This window comes from Chryseobacterium sp. 'Rf worker isolate 10', from assembly GCF_050753305.1.
In the GTDB taxonomy this organism is placed as follows: Bacteria; Bacteroidota; Bacteroidia; order Flavobacteriales; family Weeksellaceae; genus Chryseobacterium.
Map to the genome: position 1 here is coordinate 1 of NZ_JBOZOF010000007.1, position 21,212 is coordinate 21,212.

Consider the following 21,212-nt stretch of genomic DNA (forward strand, 5'->3'; position numbering starts at 1 on the left):
GAATTATGAATTATGAATTATGAATTATGAATTATGAATTATGAATTATGAATTATGAATTATGAATTATGAATTATGCTGTCATTAAATGCAATATTGGTTTTCCTATTCAATAGGAACGGGCTTTAGTCCGTTTAAAATAAGGGATGAATTTCTATTGGCTTTAGCCAAAACCTATTTTACAACGCAATGTTCACAAAGTTTTATAATTAGCATTGAAATCGCTCGCAAGGGCGTTTCACTCAGCAAAGAAATTATACGCAAACATCTGTGAAAATCTGCACAATCTGTGGTTTAATTAATAAGTAAAAACAATATATCTAAGAAACAACCAGATTTTTCAATATCGCTTCAGATTTCAGTTCCGTTTCTCTCCATTCTTTTTCAGGATTGCTTTGAGCTGTTATTCCACCTCCCACGAAAACATGTACAGAATCTTTATAAAGCCTTGCACAACGTAGATTTACAAAATACAGAATGCTCTCTTCAGTTTCTACTTTAATATATCCGGCATAGAATTCACGGGGGAATTTCTCATACTTACGGATACTCTCGTTGCAAAAATCTTTCGGAATGCCACAAACAGCAGGGGTAGGATGAAGATCCTGAATTAGCTTGTCAAGGTCTTCTGCTTTAATATTCGTTTTAAAATCTGTGCGTAAATGTTTTATATTTCCTGAAATATGATCGTATGTTTCCGATTGTTCTACATCGTCAGAATAATTTTTGAGAATATCCTGAATGTAAGTAGTGACTGGTTTTTGTTCTTCTATTTCTTTTTCAGACCATTCTTCAGATACGGGAAGAGTTCCTGCAAGAGCCATGGTTTCAAACTTATGCGTTGTTTTATTAAACTTTCCTAAAACTTCGGAGAAAGCTCCCATCCAGGCATTCTGACCGTCATTAAACAAATACCTGAAAGCATTGGGATAAGATTTGCATAAATTATTAAAACTCTCTCTGTAATTGATCGTATTAAAATCTGTAAAGATCTTCCTTCTTGAGTAAACAAGCTTCGGGAGTTTGTTTTCTTTAATGACTTCAATAACCTGCTGTAAGGTTTTGCTGTATTCTTCTTTAGTTTCTGCGGAAGAATTTGTAGGGTCGTCATTCAGTGTTTCACTGGTAATCGAAGTATGGGTGAACTCAGACGGATCTATTTCAAAAATATCTCCATTGAAGCTGATTTGATGTAAGCTGTTGTAAGAAAAAAAGGTGACTGCATTTTTTGTGTTTTTTTCATCTGCAGACAGTAATCTTTCGTCGAAAGGAAATTTGAAATAAATCATTAGTTATGAAGGGATTTTGAAAATCACCTACCGGAAATAGACAGGAAATTCCGGATGTAATTTTCCTTTCTACAAAGGTATTATTAGTCTTAAAGATGTCAAAATAAAAAGAGCTCAAATTTACTTTAAGCTCCTGATTTTTTATGTTGTTGTAACTTATCTGTTGATGATATTATTCGTCATTGTCGTATGATTAATCAAAATACCTTTTTCATCACGGATTTCAATTTCAGAAACATGCATTGTTTTTCCTTTTCTGATAAATCGTGCTGTAGCAGTTACAATTCCGTCTTTTTTGCTTCTTAAGTGGTTAGAATTGATATTGGTTCCCACCCCGTAATACTTTTCACCATCAATAAAGATATTAGACAGGCTTGACCCCAACGTTTCAGCCAGAACACAGCTTGCTCCTCCATGCATAATCCCAAACGGCTGATGAGTTCTTGGAAGAACAGGCATTGTTGCGGTAAGGGTTTCATTTTCGAGATCAATATCTATGAATTTTATTTCAAGGGTTTTCGCAAGAGTTACGTCTCCCCAGTTATTGATGAATGCTAATATTTCTTCTTTTGTCTGACCTTTCATTTTTTTATAATTGATAAATGATGATTAATTTAGCCTCTAGCTTCTAGCTCTGTTCCCATAATATTAGGATTCCAGTTTTCCGGAACTTTAGGGGTAATATCATTTTTTATATAATAGTCCTGAATTTCCTGCATGATTTCTGAAAAAGGAACGGAAGCTATTCTTTCGTAGGGGATCGTATACCCCAGATAAACAATATTTCTTTTGAAATCACCTGCTGCCAGTACAATAGGAACTTTTGCAGCGAGTGCCATGTGATAGAACCCTTTTCTCCATTTCGGAACCCAGCTTCTTGTTCCTTCCGGAGTAATGACAAGGCTGAAGTCTTCTTTTGAAAACTGGTTGGCTACAAAATTTACGAGATCATTTTTCTGGCTTCTGTCGATACCAATACCTCCGAGACCTTTTACAAGGCTTCCGTACCATGCTTTGGTATGAGCATCTTTAATGATGATTTTCAAAGGTTTTTCCAGTGACCAATAGGCGAAATTTCCTAAAATGTACTCCATATTATGGGTATGAGGTGCTACCACAAGGATACACCTGTTCAGGTTGTTGACATCGCCCTGCAGAACGACTTTCCAGCCTAATATTTTTAACATTGCTTTGCCTATCAGCTTTTTCATAGATTTCTTGGATTAAAAACAAAAAAGTATAACCAAACTTTGGTTATACTTTACAAATATATTGAAATATTATCGCTCTTAAAACAAACCGCTAATTAAATCTACGATTTTCATTACGAATTCCATTGCAAATTGTATCATGATAAGGATGTGTTTTTGGTTGGTTGGTTATTAAATTTTTGCTCTACGAAATTAAACCTTTTTTTTCACATAAGAAACTAAATAAGGCTTTATTTTCAGTTTTCTGAGAGAAGAAGGGTGTGAATTTCAAACGGTTGCCATCCACTCACACCTTCTACCACTCTCTGAAGTTAATTATTTAGTTTGTATGGAAATTTCGTTTTTTCCGTCTTTGATTTTGATGTCCATATCTTTATTTGATTTTTTGATATTGGACACTGCAGAATCAATTACTTTCTTTGCCTGGTTGTTCGGAACTTTTTTACCGTTTACAATGATACTGTCTTTATCATCCGAGTTGTATTCGATACTGGAACCGTTTACCGTGATTTTGTTTTTTTCAATTCTAACACCGTTGTGGTCTTCATCTCTGTCCTGATCTTCGTCATTGATGCCATCTCCGTCTAAATCTCCATCTATATGGATACCATCTTTTTTCATAGGGATAACAACTGTTTTCTGTGGAACTACAAGCTCATAATTCAGGCTGTAATCTCTGAATCTGTGATCATATGGATATTTGATGTAGTTTGGAAGCAATACTTTGTTGTTTACTATTTCCACAGGCACAGTCATCTGAATTGGGAAATTATATCCTTTTCCTTCTTTTTTGATGATCAGATAAGGTGTTTTAATATCTGGCTTTCTTGTTACATCTACTGAGATATAATCTTCTTCGTAAACAGATCTTTTATCAGAATAAATATCATTGTCGTAAGCTTTGAAATTTTGAGGAATATTGATCTGTTTTACATCTACATATACTGTATCTGAAGTCGTGTTGATGGCAACATTCTCTACATCTTCTTTGCTTCCTCTATAGATCATGTTTTTCTTAGCCATGCTGATTCCGAAGTAAGTTCCCAATCCGATCAGAAGAAGGAATAAACCTCCGATTACCCATCCGATATTTCTCAGTTTTGTTTTTGGAGAGAAGATCTTGATGCTTAATAAGCTGAAAAGGATTGCCGGAATTAAACTTCCGATTACCATCATGGCTGCCAATACTTTATCAAGTCCCTGATCATCCATGTAGAATCTGATTTCATTAGCTCCCGGGAAGTCTGTATCCATTGCGAAAAGACCAAATAATACAAATACTCCGATAATGCTTCCTACTGCCATCAATACGAAGAATCCTCCTACAATGTACTTGAATATATTCCAGATTCCACTTCCTGCATTATTGATGTAAGGCTTATTTTCGTTGTAGATTTCTCCGACCCTCTGAGTAGATTCATTGGCAAACTGCACCAATTTATTAGACTCATTCTTAAGATTGTCGAAGTTCATAGGCTTTCCCTGCATTTTCAGGAAATCTGCTGCTGTTTCAGCTTTTGGAAGTACGATCCAAAGGATTACATATAAAAGACCGATCAGTGAAGATGAGATGGCTGCTGTGAAAATTCCTAATACGAAGATTCCCAGCCAGATTGCTCTCATGGTAGTAATATCCATTCCTACATATTGAGCTAAACCTGCGCAGACCCCTGCTACTTTTTGTTTTTCCGGATCACGGAACAGTTGTTTTTTATCGGTATAGTTGGTTCCTGAATAGTTATTTCTGGCAGATGTTTTTTCAGAAAAATAAGCTTCTTCCTGTTCTTCGATTTTTTCAGGGCTTCCGATCTGTGCGATTACCTTTTCTACATCGGTATCGTTGATTACTTCACGTTTTCCTAAAGAATCTTTGAAAATCTCCACCATTCTTATTTCTATGTCATGCATTACTTCATCAGCCTCAGAAGCATCCAGAGAGCTTCTCAGAGCATTCAGGTAATCGCTGAGCTTTATATATGCGTGTTCTTCTATGGTAAAAGAAAAACCTGCGAGTCCTATTGAGAGTGTCTTGTTCATAGCTTTGTTTTTTAATTTTGTTGGGTGATTTGGTTTACTGAGGCTGTCAGCTCATTCCATGTATTTAGAAGTTCATCCAGGAAAAGTTTTCCTTTTTCTGTGATCTGATAATATTTTCTGGGTGGTCCTCCTGTAGATTCTTCCCATCTGTAAGAGAGAAACTCTCCGTTTTTAAGTCTTGTAAGAAGAGGGTAGAGGGTTCCTTCCACTACATCCAGTTTTCCTTTTTTCAGTTCGTCAATAAGATCAGAAACATACATTTCGCGATTATTGATGAGACTTAGAATACAGAATTCCAGAATTCCTTTTCGCATTTGCGCTTTGGTATTTTCGGTATTCATCTTTGATAAGTTTTGTTAATTAGTTATATTTTTAGAAAAATGCTCCTAGCTAGCTGAGCCTATTCTAATTTTACATTACAAAGATATGTAAATAAAATGGTATTATGCAATACAAAGTAGTGAAATTTTTAAAATAAATAACATAAAATACTGGTAATCAGTTCTATAATTTTATATGTGGATTTTTATGAAAATGAATTTGAGAGGAAAATGTCTAAAAAATCTCTACATTTTAAATAAAATTGGAAGAAATACGGAGCAAAAAATCATCATTATTAATTATTGCTTATTACCGATTACTTATTACTCATATTATAGCCCCGATAGCAGCGGTTACCCCACAGCGGTTTGGATTCTGGCAGGGAGCGAGGAGTATGAGCGTATAGCGGGAAACAGCTTCTCAGAAATAAATATTCTCTTATTTAAAGGATTTTAATTGTTTTAAATCTTCCAGATAATGAGTTTTGAATTTTGAGATCGGTGTTATGATTCGTATTTTTGTTAGGAAAAAAACACCTAAATCATTTACTATTACCATGAATTTATTCAATAAGTATAAGCATTTACCGGCTTTTGTTTTGCTGGGGCCTGCCTGTTTCGGACAATATCAGTTTGAGGTTAAAAACGCATCGAAGAGCTATGATGCAGTCATTCACGTGGATAATTGCTATGACGGCCGATGTAACGGAAAAGGAACTGTAGATTTGTTTGATCATAAAAACACAAAGGTGCAGACTTTTGTATCTGATGACCTGGTCCTGAATCTTAATGAAGGCGAAAAGCCAACGCAAGGGAAAATGTTTCAGCTAAAGAACGAAAACAGTCCTATAATCATTGATGACTTTAATTTTGACGGGACAGAAGATATAGCGGTAAGAAATGGTAATATGGGGAATTATAGCTCTGCTTCTTATGATGTATATGTATTCAACAGCACGAGAATGGCATTTGTGAAGAGTAAGGAGCTTACGGATCTTGCTTCCAGCTCTTTTGATATTTTTGAGGTTGATGCCAAGCGAAAACGTCTCATAGCCTATGGAAAATCTGGCTGCTGTGATATTTTTACAACGGAATATGCTGTAATTCCGAATAAAGGACTTGATAAAGTTCTGGAAAAAGAAGAAGATATGACGGTAGAAGGTCGCGTAAAGGTGATTACAAAAGAGAAGATTAATAATAAATGGGTAACCAAAACCAAGGTATATCCATCAGAACAATACAATAGAGAAAAGTAAAATGAAAATTCAGAAAGAAATAGATTTTATCCTGGCAGTGGATGCTTTGAAAAATGTACAGAGAAGAAATTATAATGCAGATGACTCCCGAAGAGAGAACACAGCAGAACATTCCTGGCAGATTATTATTCTGGCTCAGATCCTTTATCCATATGCTAAAAACCGCGCAGATATTGATTTATTAAGAGTGATAAGAATGCTCTCTATCCACGATCTTGTAGAAATAGAAGCCGGAGATACTTTTATTTTTGATGAAAAAGCAATGGTAGGAAAGTTTGAAAGAGAAAAGGCATCTGCTCAAAAGATTTTCGGAATTCTTGATGAGCCTTTACGTACAGAATTCTTTAATCTATGGCTTGAATTTGAAGATGAGAAAACGCCAGATGCTATTTTTGCATGTGGAATTGATAGAATAATGCCGTTTATCTTAAATTCCCACACTTCAGGAAAAAGCTGGACGGAAGCGGGAGTGACAGAAAAGCAAATCCGAAATATGCTTGAAAATGCGATCAGTAGAGCATCGGACGAAATGGGAGAGGCTTTTGAACTTTTATTGAGCCAAAGTCTGGAAACAGAAAAAGTGGTAAAATAGCTTTGATAAGAATACAATAAGAATCGGGCGGCCTCTGGCCGCCCGATTCTTTATTACTTATAGTATCTGGATTGGTTTCTTGAATTCGTCAATCGCTACAAAAGTAAAATCACCTACAATGGCTTTTTCTCTTTCGTAGGAATACATTTGCTCGGTATAGATCTCAACGTTTACTTTCATACTGGTTTTTCCCACGTAGGAAACTTTCCCGATTAGCTCCACAATGGTTCCGGCAGGAATAGGTTTCTTGAAATCTATCTTGTCACTGCTTACTGTTACCACTCTTTTTCTTGCAAATCGGGTAGCAGTAATAAAAGCTACTTCGTCCATCAGCTGCATAGCCGTACCACCAAAAAGGGTATCGTAATGATTGGTTGTGTTAGGGAAAACCGCTTTAAAGATACTGGTTTCGGATGCTTTAATTCTTTCTTCTGTAGTCATATATCATTATTAATTAAAGCGAAATGAAAACGATATTAAAACAACAGAACAATAACAGGAATCAAGAGAATCCCTGAAACAATCCATCAGATCAATACAACTTCAAATCGCGAAAGTTACTTGTTTAAGAAATAGGCAGGTCTCCTGACTTGTAACATCTTTTATCTCCTTCCCATGCCTCGCACAGTGGATCTTTGATAAAGATTACAGTTACTTACAGTTGCGCGACAGTCCGTGATTTTCACACGGTTCCCTTTTAATCTGCAGTGATGCAGAACCAATTTCTATGATGAATAAGCGTTAAAACTTTTCGGGGGCAAAAATAATGAATTTATTCCGGATTATGGTAAATAATCTGGCTGATTACTCTTCCTTTCTTGATGGTCCACAGCGTAGTATATCTGTTTTCTCCTGAACCGTTGATCATATAAAGAAAAATATTGTCGTTATCCAGGGAGGTTACGCCTACATTCTCAAAATCCATGGTAGGCTGGAACATATTTTTGATGGCCTCTCTTACAAAAACAGACCCTCTTCCGGGCTGCTGTACCCTGATGGATTTGATTTCAGTCATCCCTTCGGGAAGATCATTCCCGATTCCCCATGGTTTTACTTTATCAATGGTAAGCAGTTTCCCTTCTGCATCTTTTTCCTTTTTACGGTATCCCGCGTTGGAAGGGTAAACATCAATGACTACTTTGCTTCTTTGAGCAGTAGGAATTTTGGGGTCAGAATTATCTGTGAAAATAAGTGATCTTCCGTTTTTAGATTTGGAAGGAGTATAGGCCGGAAGCTGATCAATATAGGCGATACGTTCTTTATTCACCATTCCTTCTTTATCAAGAGTTTCATAACGTACAAAAGGTTTATCATCATCCTGTTTTTCGGGATATTTGATCCAGATCCACTCTGTTTCTCCGGGAGCAGGCTTTACATAAACAAATACATCACCTTTACGCATACGGATCTTGTCTACAATTTTTCTGTAGTTGTCCTTATGAACCCGTACATTGGCATATCCTTCTTCAGCCTTTACAACTCCGAAAGGAACTTTATTCTGCCCTTTTACAAAAGCTATAGATAGAATACTGAAAGCAGATAAATAGAATGCTTTGTTTATGAAAGTCATCATGAAAATTTTTTAATCCTTCAAATATATAAATTAAATGCTTTTCGGAAGATAATTATAGCGCTGCAGTTCACTTAAATCTTGTATTTGTTTCAGATGACCGCCAGAAAGCAGATATATAGAGTCAGAAATATCCAGAACATCTTTAAAGTTATGATCAGAAATAATAAATCCTTTATGAGATGATTGCTGACGGATATTTTTCTTTAATTCTTCAGTAACTTTTGGAGAAAGACTGTGAAATGGCTCGTCCAATAAAATAAAGTCTGCTTCAGAATAAATGACCATAAGAGTTTCAATAATTCTCTGTTCACCTTTGGAAAGGGTTTTAGGTTTTTGATCAAGGAAAGGTCTTACAAATTCTGAAGTAAAAAGCAACTCAGTATTTTTTTGATTACAAAAAAGAGGAATCAGATTTTTGATTTTTATATATTTGGGTAAAAAAAGATCCTGTGATAAGTAGGCAATTCTGTTTTTTCTATCGGATATGCCTTTCAGAATTTTATTATCATATTTTATAAACTGAGTATCACCATATTCTATTCCAAAGATAATTTTTAGCAGGGTTGATTTTCCGCTTCCATTTCTGCCAAGTAATCCCATGATTTGTCCTGTTTCACATCCTATATAGATATCCTGCAGAATTTTTCTTTCACTAAAAGATTTTGTTACACTATCAACATGCAGTTTACTCATAAGAACAATGTTATAATTTTTACAGCAAGACTTAATAATAGGGTTCCTGCCCAAAGAAAAGTTCTTGAAAACCCTGAATGGGCATAAAAATAATATTCGTTTTTAAATCTTAATTCATAAATAAAGTAATGGAGAGCAGGTGCAATTAAAAGAAAACTTAAACCAAATGTCTCAACTCTGAAGGGAAGGAGAAAAGAAATGAGCAATGAGAACGGCAGGGCGGGAAGCAGTATCTTTTTATAAAAAATCCAAAGAATAGTAAAGTTTCTGACCATATTCAAAATGTTAAGAATTCATATGCTTGTGCAACATTGTATATATGCATTTCAAATATATTAAAAACGTTTATATGAAAGAAAAAAATACAGAATTCATGAAGGTATTAAAATAAAAGAGAGAGCGTACCTTCCGGTGCTCTCTCTTAATATTTGCGTTAATATAATTGCTGATGGATTAAATTCTCTCAAGTTCATCCGCGTCAATCGTAGTCTTGAAGGTTCCGTAATTGACAATTACCTTGTTTCTGGAAATCTTTTCGATAGTTCCTACACTGGTACTTCCTGTAATACGAACCCGCTGTCCGATTTTCATCCAAACGGCACGGTCGGTTTTACGTTTTTCTTCCAGTTTTTCATTGGTTTCGGCAATTTTTTCAATCACATCATCTTTCTTCAGCTGTTGAGTGATTTTTCTCTTAACAACCTGCAGACGTTTTGTTTCATCCTTATCACTTCCTAATTTTCTGAATTTCTCCTGTTCAAGAAGCTTTACGAAATCTTTTACAACATCTTTTCTGGATTTTCCTTTGGTATAGCTGTCGATGAATGCTTCAATCTTATTCCCGAACTGAAGTTTGCGGTGTTCTTCCTCATACAGTTTCTGGAAATTAAATAATTTCTGCTGAAGCTGGTCATTCAGTTTCTGAAGGTTATCACGCTTGTCTTCTACAGACTCTTTTCTTTCTGCAAGATCAGATTTTAATTTTTCTACCTCAAATTTTTCCTGCTGCAGTTTTACAATCGTTTTATCAAGATTGACAATATCATGTTCTACCTTTTTCTTGGCAGAATGGATAATGAATCTTGGAATCTTGTTCTTTTCAGCAACTTCAAAAGTAAATGAGCTTCCTGCCTGTCCTACTTCCAGTTTATACATCGGTTCCAATGTTTCTTCATTGAAGAGCATGGCTGCATTTTGAGCATTGGGAAGCTGTTCTATCACCAGTTTAATGTTGGTATAGTGTGTCGTAATGATGGCGAAACTCTTTTTGTCATAGAAAAATTCCATGAAACTTTCCGCCAGGGCACCTCCAAGCTCAGGATCAGAACCTGTACCAAATTCATCAATCAGTAAAAGCGTATTGGCATCAGCCTCTCGGATGATTCCGGACATTTTCTTTAATCTTGATGAATATGTTGATAAATGGTTTTCAATGGACTGATTATCACCGATATCAGTCATGATTTTCTCAAAGAAAAACATTTCAGACTTTGGGTGAACCGGAACAAGAATACCACTCTGAATCATCAGTTGTAATAATCCTACCGTTTTCAGAGTAATTGATTTTCCACCGGCATTCGGACCGGAAATACAGATAATCCTGTTATGATCCGTTAAGGTAAGTGTCTGTGGATGGATGATCTTGTTCTCAATTTTATTTCGTAACCATAATAAAGGATGATAAGCATCTTTTAGTCTCAGCGTGTTGTGGTGATTAATTTTCGGAAGAACCCCGTCGATCAATTCACTGAACTTTGCCTTAGCTCTCGTAAGATCAAGGTCAAAAATATAAATCTGGTATTTCCATAATTGAGGTTGAAACTCTGCGAGCTCTGCCGTAAGTTTACGAAGAACTTTATCAATTTCTTTTTTCTCTTCCTCTTCATTTTCACGGAGTTTGAAATAATGCTTTACAACACTGTCCGGCTGAATATAAGTAATGGAACCTGTTTTGGAAATTCCTAACGTTCTTCCCGCAACTCTCTTCTTAAATCCTGATTTTACAGCCAGAACCCTCTGGTCATCGATAATTGTTTCCCGGATATCATCCAAAAAATCACTCTGTCCATACGTGGTAAGGGCACGGTTGAAATTTTCCTGAATGGCTTTTTTTGCAAGCTGGATTTCAGTTCTGATCCCTTTCAGAGCTGGAGAAGCTTCACTTTTTACTTCACCAAAACGGTTAAAAACCTTATCTACCTTATCAATGATCTCTTTTCTGAATTCCAGTACAGAAACTTCTTCCAATAAATTAGGAAATGTTTCCGGCATCGTAGGGAAGAACTTCTGAAGTTTTCCGATCTGTTCTGTGATGGTTTTTATTTTGATGAAAGCAGCGTTTTCCAGTCGGTAGTTCTCAATCAGCATCAATTTCAGCTCACTTTCAATATCTTCATATTCATCAAACGGAATTGCATTTGAACTTTCAAAACTCGACAGATATTCTGAGGTTTTTTTTAATGAAAGTTCCGCCTCGTCAATTTCCATCGGCCGAAGTTGAAGAATTTTTTCTCTTGTTTTTGGAGAATACGCAAATGGGGAGATTTCCGCGAGCAATTGCGGAAACTCTAATTCGTCTAAATCTTCTTTATCTATATACACAGTGCAAATTTAGTGAGAATTTTGATTATTACGTATATCTGAGAGATTTACAGAATAAATTACCTTTGAATTTGATGATTTTAGAGTAATTTTTTTCTTAAAAATTTTTAAACTTCAAAAAACAAAGGTTTTTATAACCTTTGCGTTGATATAAATTTATGATATTCTTTTTATTACATTTGAGTTATGAAACTAGAAACCGAAAGACTATTACTGAGAGACATCAACGAAAGCCACATTGAGGATATTTTACGCATTCGAAGCAATGAAGTGACTAATAAGTTTGTGCAGAGGAATTCACCAAAAAATAATTACGATGCACTTCAGTTTATTTTGACCATCAAAGAAAAAACTAAAAACAACCAAACCGTTTACCAGGGAATTTCTTTAAAAGACCAGCCGAATCTTATCGGAACTATTTGCCTCTGGAATTTTTCCGAAGACCGGAAAACAGCGGAAGTTGGTTATGAATTGTTACCGGAATATCACAGACAAGGAATTATGTCTGAAGCTTTGAAAGCGGTTTTAGATTTGGGATTTAACGAATTAGATTTAGAGGAAATTGTAGCAATCACCAATAAACTTAATGAAAACTCAAAAGGGCTTCTTGTAAAGCATGATTTTATTTTGCAGGAAGGAAAGGAAGATGAAGGTTTTCCGGATAATATTATTTTCAGTTTGAAAAGACTGTCCAGTGATCGTAAATAGAAAATCTAGCAGGTTTTTTTTATCTTTATTGCCGATTGAAATTATATATGAAAAATGAAATAAAATCTTTAACAGGACTTAGAGGTGTAGTGGCATTATGGGTAACTTTTTTTCATTTTTTTGATTTTAAAAACGAAATTCTTCAAAATATTATAGGGAAAGGATATCTTGCTGTAGATATCTTTTTTGTATTAAGCGCTTTTCTCCTGACAGTTTCCTATTCGGATAAATTTAAAAATCTTGAATTCAAAAGAATACAGACTTTTTATAAGAAAAGAGTCAACAGGATTTACCCGGTATATTTTATATCTATTATTTTTATTGTTCTGCTGATAAAGGATACTTCGTGGCTTACATTTTTTATCAATGCCGGACTGGTGCAGTGCTTTTTCAATCCGGACCGTCTGTTGAATATCGTTTATTGGTCTTTGAGTACAGAATGGATGTGTTATCTTATATTTCCTTTCATGCTTTATCTGATCATCCGGTATAAGATCCGCGGTGAAATTTTGATTCTTGCAGGTCTTTTTTTGAGATTAATTCTTCCTCATTTTCCCGACTTGTATATTCATTCAGCGGATTCTGTAAACTTGTGGAGATCATCAAAATATCTGGATATTCCGTATGGGGTAAACTCTTTAATAAGAACAATAGCCTCTTATTTTTTAGGAATTGGAGTTGCTGTTTTACCCGGAATCAAAATAAAAGGTAAATGGCCAGTTTATGCAGTACTTATCATCACTTTTGTACTGTTGTTTACAACGAGGGGACTAATCTTTATTCCGTTTTTATCAGCTTTGATCATCAGACAATTGTATACACAGGAAAAGAATTATCTTCAGATGTTTTTGGAAACCAAGCCTGTTTATTTGCTCGGAAACATCTCATATTCATTGTATATTATACATCATATTGTCAGGGATCAGAACTTTATACTTGTGGATAATTCTCTTCATAATAATCTGCTGTTGATAGCTTTTTCGTTATTGTTGTCCTATTTTTCATATATCCTGATTGAAAGAAAAGTGAAGATATTTAAAGTATAATGGAGTTCTTATTTTATTTTAATATTCCTATTTTTGCAGTATGACCTGGACAGAAATTTTAGCCCCGATAAAGAGTACTGAATACTTTACAACTCTTTGGGAGAAAGTGAAGAATGAATATGCAACAACGAAAGTTTTTCCACCAAAAAATCAGATTTTCAGAGCATTGGAACTAACCGCTTTTGATGATGTAGAAGTGGTAATTATTGGTCAGGATCCTTATCATAATGACTACCAGGCAAATGGTTTGTGTTTTTCTGTTTCCGAACAGGTTGCGGCACCGCCATCACTCAAGAATATTTTTATTGAATTAAAAGATGATCTGGGAGTTGTAAGAACTTCCAAAGAACTTGATGACTGGGGTAGACAGGGTGTTTTACTATTGAATGCAACTTTAACCGTTCGTGCTCATTCTCCTAATTCTCATAAAGATCTTGGGTGGGAAAAATTTACCAACTTTATCATTAAAGAAATCTCAGACAAAAAAGAGAATGTGGTATTTGTTTTGTGGGGTGCTTTTGCACAAAAAAAAGCCGAACTGATTGATCCGGCTAAACATTTTATTCTGAAATCGGCGCACCCTTCTCCATTTTCTGTTTACAGAGGTTTTTTTGGAAGTAAGCCTTTCTCGAAAATTAACGAATATCTTATTTCCAAAGGGAAGAAGCCTATTTCGTGGTAGAATTTGTGGCTTTATCTGCTTTTTTTATTGTAATTCCGATTTTATATTTTCCTGCTAATGCTGCTGTTCCGTCCGGTTGTTTAGGATAGGGAGCAACATCCTGTAATGTGAAGGTATAGCCGTTAAACTCTGCCGACTGATGGTAATTTCTTCCGGAAAAATCCATACTTGCCAGGTTCAGAATAGTGGGTCGGGTAGCGGTTCCCATTACTTCCACCTGAGCAAGAGCAACTCCGGCCCAGATACAGTTGACTCCTTCAGGACAGCGGCTGTCTTCAGAAACCCCTTTGAAAGTTACATTCATTTGATATTCTTTCAAAAACTTATTCTCACCTTCACTAAGGTATAGAATACCGTCTTTCTGATCATTAGAATTCATAGCTTTTGGATTAGTTTTCACTACAGATGCTTTTGCAGCATCCTTAGATTTCTTTTGGGCATCACATCCTGTTAATGCAAATATTCCCAGACTGAGTATGATAGCTTTATGGAACATAGTTTCTTATATTTGATTAAATGACGTTAAACATATTAAGTAGTACAACCAAAAACATTGCCACTCCTACCACAAAACTGAATCCGGTTCCGTAAATGAATCCAATAAGTGCTCCTTTGGTAGATTGTAAAGCCTTATTCATATCCTTGCTGTCGTGAAGTAATTCCCCGATAAATACACCTGCAAACATTCCCACAAGGAAACCTAATGGAATTGGAATAAATATTCCCACAATCGTTCCTATCACAGAACCAATACTGCCCCAGCGTGTACCGCCATATTTTCTGTTGGTTTTTGCAGGAATAACATAGCTTAAAACTACGGAAGCTGCTGTAAGAATCCCGAATGCCCAGATATAAATCATGGGAAGATCTGCATCTGTCCCGAATTTATAAATCAGAAGCCCGCAGATACTCAGTAAAAGCCCGGGTAAAACAGGAAGGAAAGTTCCCAATATCCCGATAAACAAGAGAATAAGACAGAAAATATTAATAATTGTTGTATCCATTCTTTTTTAAAATATAGATGCAATATAAAAAAAGTGGACTTATAAAAAGCCAATTTGAGAACTGAGTTATAAAATTTTATTACAAATTTAGGATGATGTATTACAGAATGGGGCTTGCTTTACCGATGTTTCCGCTGGTATAGTTGTGGAATAACAGATATTGTCACTGACAGCTAATTTTTTACTTATAATTGGGAGTGTAGAAGATTTGACATTTTATAATTCAATTCTTTAAAAATTTTTATCAAATATCTTCCCATGAATCTTTTTTGGGATGAAAATTGATTGTGAATAGTAAAATGATGATTCTTAATTTCATAAATTTGCCGTAATGAATGACCAGTTACAAGAAACTAAAAACTTTATACAGGAGCTGAGCGAACAGCTTTACATTTATATTACCCAGATATCTCCATCCGGGCTGGACTGGTTTTTTCATATTATTGTAAAATTAAGCTTACTTCTTGTCCTGTTTCTAATCACTGACTTTGCCTTTAAGTTTATCATCAATTCTGTTTTCAAATTATTTCATAATGAACAGAAATTCCCCATCCTAAAATCTATTTATCAGGCCAAAATCACCAACTCTGTAGCTCATTTTGCAGCTTTAATTGCTGTTGCTGGTATTCAGGGATCCATATTTCCGGAAAATGCGCTGCCAAAAACAACCATTTTTATCATACGATGTATCAATTTGGGATTGGTATTGATGTTGGCTGGTATGTTGTACAGATCACTGACTGCTTTCAGGAATTATTTCAGCATCAAACAGGATTTCTATAAGATTATGGCTCTTAATGCCATTTCAGAAACGGTTAAGATTCTAGGTCTTTTCATATTTACAGTCGTAGGACTTTGTGTAATTTTTGGAATTAAAGGAACTACCATTGTAGGAAGTCTGGGAGCTATTACAGCGGTTTTGGTACTTGTTTTCAGAGATACCATTTTAGGATTTGTGACCGGCCTTCACGTTGCTACTTCGAAAAATTTAAAAGTAGGAGACTGGGTAAGCATTCCCAAATACAGCATTGAAGGAAATATCACAGAAATCAATCTTTTAACTACCAAAATTACCAATTTTGATAAAACGGTTTCCACTATCCCAACGTATGATCTGATGACAACTGAGATCAAAAACATGCAGGTAATGTCTGAATCTAATACCAGAAGAATAAAAAAATCAATTTATTTTAATATCAATTCTTTTAAATTTCTGACGGACGAAGATGTGGAGCGTTTAATGGAAATCAATTTAATTTCAGACTACCTTGAAGAAAGAACGTCTGAGATCAAAAAAGAAAAAGAAAGTCTGGAGCATAATGATAAAATTGTAAATGGCAGACAGCTTACCAATATTGGAGTTTTCAGATATTATGCACAGAAATATATTGAAAATGATCCGGATATAGATAAAAACGGAACCCGAATGGTACGTCAGCTGGATATTACTCCGCAAGGACTGCCTCTTGAAGTGTACTGTTTTGCCAATGATTCCAAATGGGAGCGCTTTGAGCAGATACAGGCTGATATCTTTGACCATTTATTGGTGGCTTCAAAAGAATTTGAGCTTCAGGTGATGCAGGTAAGTGTAAAAGTATAAAGCAGGAAGATTGAAGAGGGAAGCAGGAAGTTTTACCCCCTTTTCTATAAATTTTAAATTAAATTTTTAAATGATCATGAATGTAGAAGACCAATAGAAGTACAAAGCCTGGATTTACTTCCAGCCCCAAGCTTCCAGCTTCTAATATTTCATATCTAACATCTAAAATAAAAAATGACAAAACTAAGCGTAAACATTAATAAAATTGCGACGTTAAGAAATGCAAGAGGAGGTGAAACCCCAAGTGTTACAGAAGCTGCTGTAAAAATCCAGGAATTCGGAGGACAGGGAATTACCATCCATCCAAGACCTGATGAAAGGCATATCACAAGAAAAGATGTCTATGATCTGAAGCCGTTGGTTACGACTGAGTTTAATATTGAAGGAAATCCTCACCATAGCTTTATCGATATGGTTTTAGAGGTGAAGCCGGAACAGGTAACGTTGGTGCCGGATGCTGATGATGCTATTACTTCCAATGCAGGTTGGGATACAAAAAAACACCTGGATTACCTTACAGAGATCATCGCAGAATTTAAAAAAGCAGGAATTCGTACTTCCATTTTCCTGGATCCTTTACCGGAATTGGTAGAATATGCGGCTAAAACAGGTGCAGACAGAATTGAACTGTATACTGAAGCTTATGCAAAAAATTACCTTACCAATAAAGAACAGGCTATAAAACCTTATTACGATACAGCAGTTGAAGCCAATAAATTCGGATTGGGGATCAATGCCGGACACGATTTGAGTTTAGAAAACCTGAAATATTTTTCAGACACTATTCCGAATCTTTTGGAAGTATCCATAGGACATGCTTTGGTTTCTGAAGCACTTTATATGGGATTGGAAAATACAGTTCAGGCTTATTTGAAGAGACTGGCAAAATGGTAATAAATAAGAAACCAGAAGTTAGAGATTAGAAGTAAGTAAAACTTCGTCTATATTCATTTATATTATCTAACTTTTAATTTCTCACCTCTAACTTCTAAGAAAAAATGGAAATTTTAAATTCAAAAATATTCGGCGAAAATCTTACAAATACGCCGCTTCTTGTATTTCACGGATTATTTGGAATGCTTGACAACTGGGGAAGTTTCGGAAAGGATCTGGGAGAGTATCTTCCGGTGCATCTGATTGATCTTAGAAACCACGGAAGAAGTTTTCACTCCGATAGTATGTCCCACGATGATCTGGCAGACGATATTGCCCGCTATATGGATCATTACGGAATTCAGAAAGCACACGTTTTAGGCCATTCATTAGGAGGAAAAGCAGTAATGCAGTTTGCTATAAAATATCCTGAACGTGTTGAAAAACTCATTGTGGTAGATATTTCGCCAAAAGCATATCCACCTCACCACCAGGGAATTATCAAAGCGCTGGAAACAGTTGATTTCGATACAGTATCTTCAAGAAATGAAGTAGAAGCAGTTTTGAACCAATATATTCCTGAAAGATCTACCGTACAGTTTCTAACAAAGAATCTGTATTGGGACGACAATAAAAAACTGGGCTGGCGATTCAATCTTAAAACATTATCAGAAAAATATACTGAATTTGTTTCCAATGCTATTAAATTCGGTGTTTTTGATGGTGAAACCTTATTCATTGCAGGAGCAAAATCCAATTATATCCTGCCACAGGATGAATTTGGAATCAAACAACAGTTCCCTAAAGCTAAGGTGGTTACGGTAAAAAATGCAGGACATTGGGTACAGGCCGAAAATCCAATTGATTTTGCAAATGTTGTCAAGGAGTTTCTTGGATTGGATTAATTTTATCCTTTGATTTTCAATATTATGTTAAATTTTTATTAAAACTTGATATTATTTCTCCATGAGTTGAAATTTTTGTACTTTGGAATTGTCAAAACAATAAAAATATTAACTTATGGAAAACAAAAATTCAAAAAAGAAACCATTTTTTGCAACATTCTTGGAAAAACAGGTTAAAGACCCTGAAACAGTAAAAGGAGGAGCTGCAACTTCCAAACTTGCAGATCAGATTACGTCAATAATTAAGGACCAAATAACAACTGCTCTTCAAGACGGCGTTACAACACCTGATAATGACAATGTAACGATGAAATATCCTTCTGACGGAGATGAGGATGTTTTAGAAGTAGAATAAATATATAGCTTAAGCTAAATTATATATCAAACCAAAACTAAAACATTATGAAAAGCAACAACTCAAAGAAGAAGCCGTTTTTCGCGTCATTCTTAGAAAAACAGGTAAAGGATCCTGAAACAGTAAAAGGAGGAACAGATATCATCTCAATTCCAGAAAGAGATATGATCACAAAACCAGCCGTAGATACTGTAACTTCTCCAAAAGATGATATGATGCATACGCTGAAATATCCATCTGATGGTGATGATGACACAATTATTATTCCACTATAAAATACAGTAGAATATTTTAAAAATAATAGGGGAAACTTAAACTTTAAGTTTCCCTTTTTAATACAACCGGCAAATGATTCTCTGCATCACCCATTCACAGGATTTTTATAATATCGATCTTTTTTTTGATTATCTGACCTCCAAAAATATTCCGTATTTCAGATTGAATTCTGACCGTCTGAATCATCTTCAGAAAATCAGCATTCATGAAGACTCATTCGAATTAACGGACGAGTCGGGAAATACCATCCATTCCAATACCATCAAAGGAGTGTGGCACAGAAAAGCCTGGAGAATCAGTACTCCTGAAGAATTGGATCAGGACTATGAAAGAATCTTCCTGAAAGAATATGGAAGCCTTCGATACAATCTGCTGACAGCTTTAGAAGATATTCCCTGGATCAATCCTTATGAAAATGAAAAGAAGATTGACGGAAATAAGATATTTCAGCTAAAAGTAGCACAGAGAAATAACTTAACTATTCCCAAAACGATCTTTTCCAATGATGAAGAGCAGATAACAACATTTTTTCATCAATACTGTCAGGGAAAAGCCATTGCAAAACTTCATGGAGTAACAGCCAAAACAATGTCAGGGGAAAACATGATTTCCACTACTGTTATTGAAGAGGAATCCTTAGAACACCTTTCTGATATTGCGTATTGTCCAATGATTTTCCAGCCTTATATTGATAAAGAATATGAGCTGAGAATTGTCTATGTAGACGGTGAGTTTTTCACAGGAAAGATCAATAACAGCGAAAATGCAGATTGGAGAGTAGCCCGCGATGGCTATTTTTGGTCCGTTTATGAACTTCCGGATGCGGTAAAAGCCAATCTCACTTCCATGATGAAGGAAATGGGATTGTATATAGGAGCCATTGATATGATCAAAGGAAGAGACGGAGCCTACTATTTCCTTGAAGTGAATCCACAGGGAGAATGGGGAATGTTACAGAAAGAACTGGGGTTTCCCATAGCAGAAAGAATTGCCGATAATCTTATCAAAAGAATCAATATCCATGAATAAAATATTAATTATTACCCATACCGCAGATAATTTTTCTATTGAAAAAGTAACAGAATACATTGAAAAAAATAATTGTGAAGTCATTCGTTTTGATGTTGATGTTTATCCTTTACAAAACAAATTGTCCACTATTTTCCAGGATGGAGAATGGATAAGCTATCTTGAAACGCCTGAAGCAAAACACCGTTTGGACGATATTTCAGCCATCTGGTACAGAAGAGCTTACAATATTGGAAAAGGATTAAAAGAAGAAATAGAGACTAAGTTTTACGGAGCAGCAATGGGCGAAATTCGTAACACTCTTTTCGGCTTTTTCGAATCGGTAGACGCATATTCTTTAGGGAAACCAAGTGTTTACAGAAGACTTGACAGCAAGGAAGAACAATTGAAAATCGCGGATAAATTAGGGCTGACTATTCCTGCAACCTGTCTTACGAACAGTCCTGAGGAAGCCAGAAAATTTATCCTGAAACATCAAAATGTCGTGGCTAAAATGCAAACCGGTTTTGCCATCTATGAAGACGGTGTAGAAAATGTAGTATTTACCAATGTTGTCCGCGAAGATAAACTGGAAGAACTGGATTCACTGTTGTACTGCCCGATGCAGTTTCAGCAAATGATTCAAAAGAAAAAAGAACTTCGTATTACCATTGTGGGAAGAGACGTCTATGCATTCGAAATAGATTCCCAGCAGTCTGAAGATGCCAAAATAGACTGGAGAAAAGATGGAGTTAATCTTATTGATAAATGGAACAGAACAGAACTTCCGGCAGATGTAGAAGCAAAACTGCTTGAACTTCTTGATATCTATAACGTAGATTACGGAGCGATAGACATGATTGTTTCCCCTGAAGACGAGTATTATTTCATCGAGATCAATGCAGCAGGAGAGTTTTTCTGGCTGGATAATCTTACAGAAGGGAATCTTATTTCCAAAAGCATTGCAGACGTTCTTTGCGACAAAACACCAAGAAGAAATAATGAAGTAATAGCTTAAAAAACAGAACCTTTTTTAAGCATAAAAGTCCTGAAAGTTATTAATTCTTTCAGGACTTTTACATTTGATAATCTGTTATAATTAAAATTTTCCGGTTTGTTGTTTTCAGAATGATAATATTGGTTAAATTAAGCTGAATTATGCTTTAAAAATCGCAAATTTGCA

Annotated in this window: 23 protein-coding genes and 1 riboswitch; of the genes, 12 read left to right on the forward strand and 11 right to left on the reverse strand. The window is 35.4% G+C overall.

The window, feature by feature from the left end:
* Positions 1 to 320: 320 nt before the first annotated feature.
* From LKL37_RS21695 to LKL37_RS21715, 5 genes are all read right to left on the reverse strand, one after another.
* Entirely contained in the window at positions 321 to 1,289 is a 969-nt protein-coding gene (locus LKL37_RS21695; protein WP_431612479.1) for a chorismate-binding protein, read from the reverse strand.
* Positions 1,290 to 1,445: 156 nt separating this feature from the next.
* Entirely contained in the window at positions 1,446 to 1,874 is a 429-nt protein-coding gene (locus tag LKL37_RS21700) for a PaaI family thioesterase (protein ID WP_079242705.1), read from the reverse strand.
* A 29-nt stretch (positions 1,875 to 1,903) separates the two neighbouring features.
* On the reverse strand, positions 1,904 to 2,500 hold the full coding sequence (locus LKL37_RS21705) for a 1-acyl-sn-glycerol-3-phosphate acyltransferase (protein ID WP_431612478.1): 597 nt from the start codon (positions 2,498 to 2,500) through the stop codon (positions 1,904 to 1,906).
* A 315-nt stretch (positions 2,501 to 2,815) separates the two neighbouring features.
* Entirely contained in the window at positions 2,816 to 4,537 is a 1,722-nt protein-coding gene (locus LKL37_RS21710; protein ID WP_431612477.1) for a PspC domain-containing protein, read from the reverse strand.
* Positions 4,538 to 4,548: 11 nt separating this feature from the next.
* Entirely contained in the window at positions 4,549 to 4,878 is a 330-nt protein-coding gene (locus tag LKL37_RS21715; RefSeq protein ID WP_002977573.1) for a PadR family transcriptional regulator, read from the reverse strand.
* 536 nt (positions 4,879 to 5,414) lie between these two features.
* On the opposite strand from LKL37_RS21715, the gene LKL37_RS21720 reads away from it, so the two are divergent.
* Together LKL37_RS21720 and LKL37_RS21725 are read left to right on the forward strand one after the other, a co-directional pair.
* Positions 5,415 to 6,113: an XAC2610-related protein gene (locus LKL37_RS21720; protein WP_431612476.1), complete on the forward strand. Its 699-nt coding sequence runs from the start codon at positions 5,415 to 5,417 to the stop codon at positions 6,111 to 6,113.
* Between the two features lies 1 nt (position 6,114).
* Entirely contained in the window at positions 6,115 to 6,705 is a 591-nt protein-coding gene (locus LKL37_RS21725) for an HD domain-containing protein (protein ID WP_431612475.1), read from the forward strand.
* A gap of 57 nt (positions 6,706 to 6,762) precedes the next feature.
* Here the strand turns inward: LKL37_RS21725 and LKL37_RS21730 are convergent, their stop codons facing one another.
* The 4 genes from LKL37_RS21730 to LKL37_RS21745 form a co-directional block, all read right to left on the reverse strand.
* On the reverse strand, positions 6,763 to 7,146 hold the full coding sequence (locus LKL37_RS21730) for an acyl-CoA thioesterase (protein ID WP_105703267.1): 384 nt from the start codon (positions 7,144 to 7,146) through the stop codon (positions 6,763 to 6,765).
* Positions 7,147 to 7,263: 117 nt separating this feature from the next.
* Positions 7,264 to 7,443: riboswitch (cobalamin riboswitch) on the reverse strand.
* 34 nt (positions 7,444 to 7,477) lie between these two features.
* Positions 7,478 to 8,278, reverse strand: a complete 801-nt coding sequence (locus LKL37_RS21735) for a hypothetical protein (RefSeq protein WP_431612474.1) — start codon at positions 8,276 to 8,278, stop codon at positions 7,478 to 7,480.
* 30 nt (positions 8,279 to 8,308) lie between these two features.
* A complete protein-coding gene (locus LKL37_RS21740) occupies positions 8,309 to 8,971 on the reverse strand; it encodes an ATP-binding cassette domain-containing protein (protein WP_431612473.1) in 663 nt (220 codons plus the stop codon).
* Positions 8,972 to 9,424: 453 nt separating this feature from the next.
* Entirely contained in the window at positions 9,425 to 11,572 is a 2,148-nt protein-coding gene (locus tag LKL37_RS21745) for an endonuclease MutS2 (protein WP_431612472.1), read from the reverse strand.
* Positions 11,573 to 11,758: 186 nt separating this feature from the next.
* On the opposite strand from LKL37_RS21745, the gene LKL37_RS21750 reads away from it, so the two are divergent.
* The 3 genes from LKL37_RS21750 to LKL37_RS21760 are packed head-to-tail and all read left to right on the forward strand — an operon-like array spanning position 11,759 to position 14,008.
* On the forward strand, positions 11,759 to 12,280 hold the full coding sequence (locus LKL37_RS21750) for a GNAT family N-acetyltransferase (RefSeq protein ID WP_431612471.1): 522 nt from the start codon (positions 11,759 to 11,761) through the stop codon (positions 12,278 to 12,280).
* A gap of 47 nt (positions 12,281 to 12,327) precedes the next feature.
* Complete coding sequence (locus tag LKL37_RS21755) at positions 12,328 to 13,326, forward strand: acyltransferase family protein (RefSeq protein WP_431612470.1); 999 nt, start codon at positions 12,328 to 12,330, stop codon at positions 13,324 to 13,326.
* 40 nt (positions 13,327 to 13,366) lie between these two features.
* Positions 13,367 to 14,008, forward strand: a complete 642-nt coding sequence (locus LKL37_RS21760; protein ID WP_431612469.1) for a uracil-DNA glycosylase — start codon at positions 13,367 to 13,369, stop codon at positions 14,006 to 14,008.
* On the opposite strand, the gene LKL37_RS21765 is transcribed toward LKL37_RS21760, so the two are convergent.
* Both LKL37_RS21765 and LKL37_RS21770 read right to left on the reverse strand, forming a co-directional pair.
* Complete coding sequence (locus LKL37_RS21765) at positions 13,995 to 14,504, reverse strand: hypothetical protein (protein WP_431612468.1); 510 nt, start codon at positions 14,502 to 14,504, stop codon at positions 13,995 to 13,997. The two genes, LKL37_RS21760 and LKL37_RS21765, sit on opposite strands and share 14 nt — an antisense overlap.
* A 16-nt stretch (positions 14,505 to 14,520) precedes the next feature.
* Positions 14,521 to 15,012, reverse strand: coding sequence for a DUF456 domain-containing protein (locus tag LKL37_RS21770; protein WP_149833114.1), 492 nt, complete (start codon positions 15,010 to 15,012; stop codon positions 14,521 to 14,523).
* A 331-nt stretch (positions 15,013 to 15,343) separates the two neighbouring features.
* On the opposite strand from LKL37_RS21770, the gene LKL37_RS21775 reads away from it, so the two are divergent.
* The 7 genes from LKL37_RS21775 to LKL37_RS21805 all read left to right on the forward strand — a co-directional run bounded on the left by LKL37_RS21775 (position 15,344) and on the right by LKL37_RS21805 (position 21,047).
* Entirely contained in the window at positions 15,344 to 16,612 is a 1,269-nt protein-coding gene (locus tag LKL37_RS21775; protein ID WP_431612467.1) for a mechanosensitive ion channel family protein, read from the forward strand.
* 174 nt (positions 16,613 to 16,786) lie between these two features.
* Positions 16,787 to 17,506 carry a pyridoxine 5'-phosphate synthase gene (locus LKL37_RS21780; RefSeq protein WP_431612466.1) on the forward strand — a complete coding sequence of 240 codons (720 nt, stop codon included), beginning with the start codon at positions 16,787 to 16,789 and terminating at the stop codon, positions 17,504 to 17,506.
* 104 nt (positions 17,507 to 17,610) lie between these two features.
* Complete coding sequence (locus LKL37_RS21785; protein ID WP_431612465.1) at positions 17,611 to 18,390, forward strand: alpha/beta fold hydrolase; 780 nt, start codon at positions 17,611 to 17,613, stop codon at positions 18,388 to 18,390.
* Positions 18,391 to 18,505: 115 nt separating this feature from the next.
* On the forward strand, positions 18,506 to 18,745 hold the full coding sequence (locus LKL37_RS21790; protein WP_105703281.1) for a microviridin/marinostatin family tricyclic proteinase inhibitor: 240 nt from the start codon (positions 18,506 to 18,508) through the stop codon (positions 18,743 to 18,745).
* A gap of 47 nt (positions 18,746 to 18,792) precedes the next feature.
* Positions 18,793 to 19,020: a microviridin/marinostatin family tricyclic proteinase inhibitor gene (locus LKL37_RS21795; protein ID WP_089690182.1), complete on the forward strand. Its 228-nt coding sequence runs from the start codon at positions 18,793 to 18,795 to the stop codon at positions 19,018 to 19,020.
* Positions 19,021 to 19,093: 73 nt separating this feature from the next.
* Positions 19,094 to 20,050 carry an MvdC family ATP-grasp ribosomal peptide maturase gene (locus tag LKL37_RS21800; protein ID WP_431612464.1) on the forward strand — a complete coding sequence of 319 codons (957 nt, stop codon included), beginning with the start codon at positions 19,094 to 19,096 and terminating at the stop codon, positions 20,048 to 20,050.
* Positions 20,043 to 21,047 (forward strand): MvdD family ATP-grasp ribosomal peptide maturase, encoded by a 1,005-nt coding sequence (locus tag LKL37_RS21805; RefSeq protein ID WP_431612463.1) that lies wholly within the window; start codon positions 20,043 to 20,045, stop codon positions 21,045 to 21,047. Before LKL37_RS21800 ends, LKL37_RS21805 begins: the two co-directional genes overlap by 8 nt.
* Positions 21,048 to 21,212: the final 165 nt, after the last annotated feature.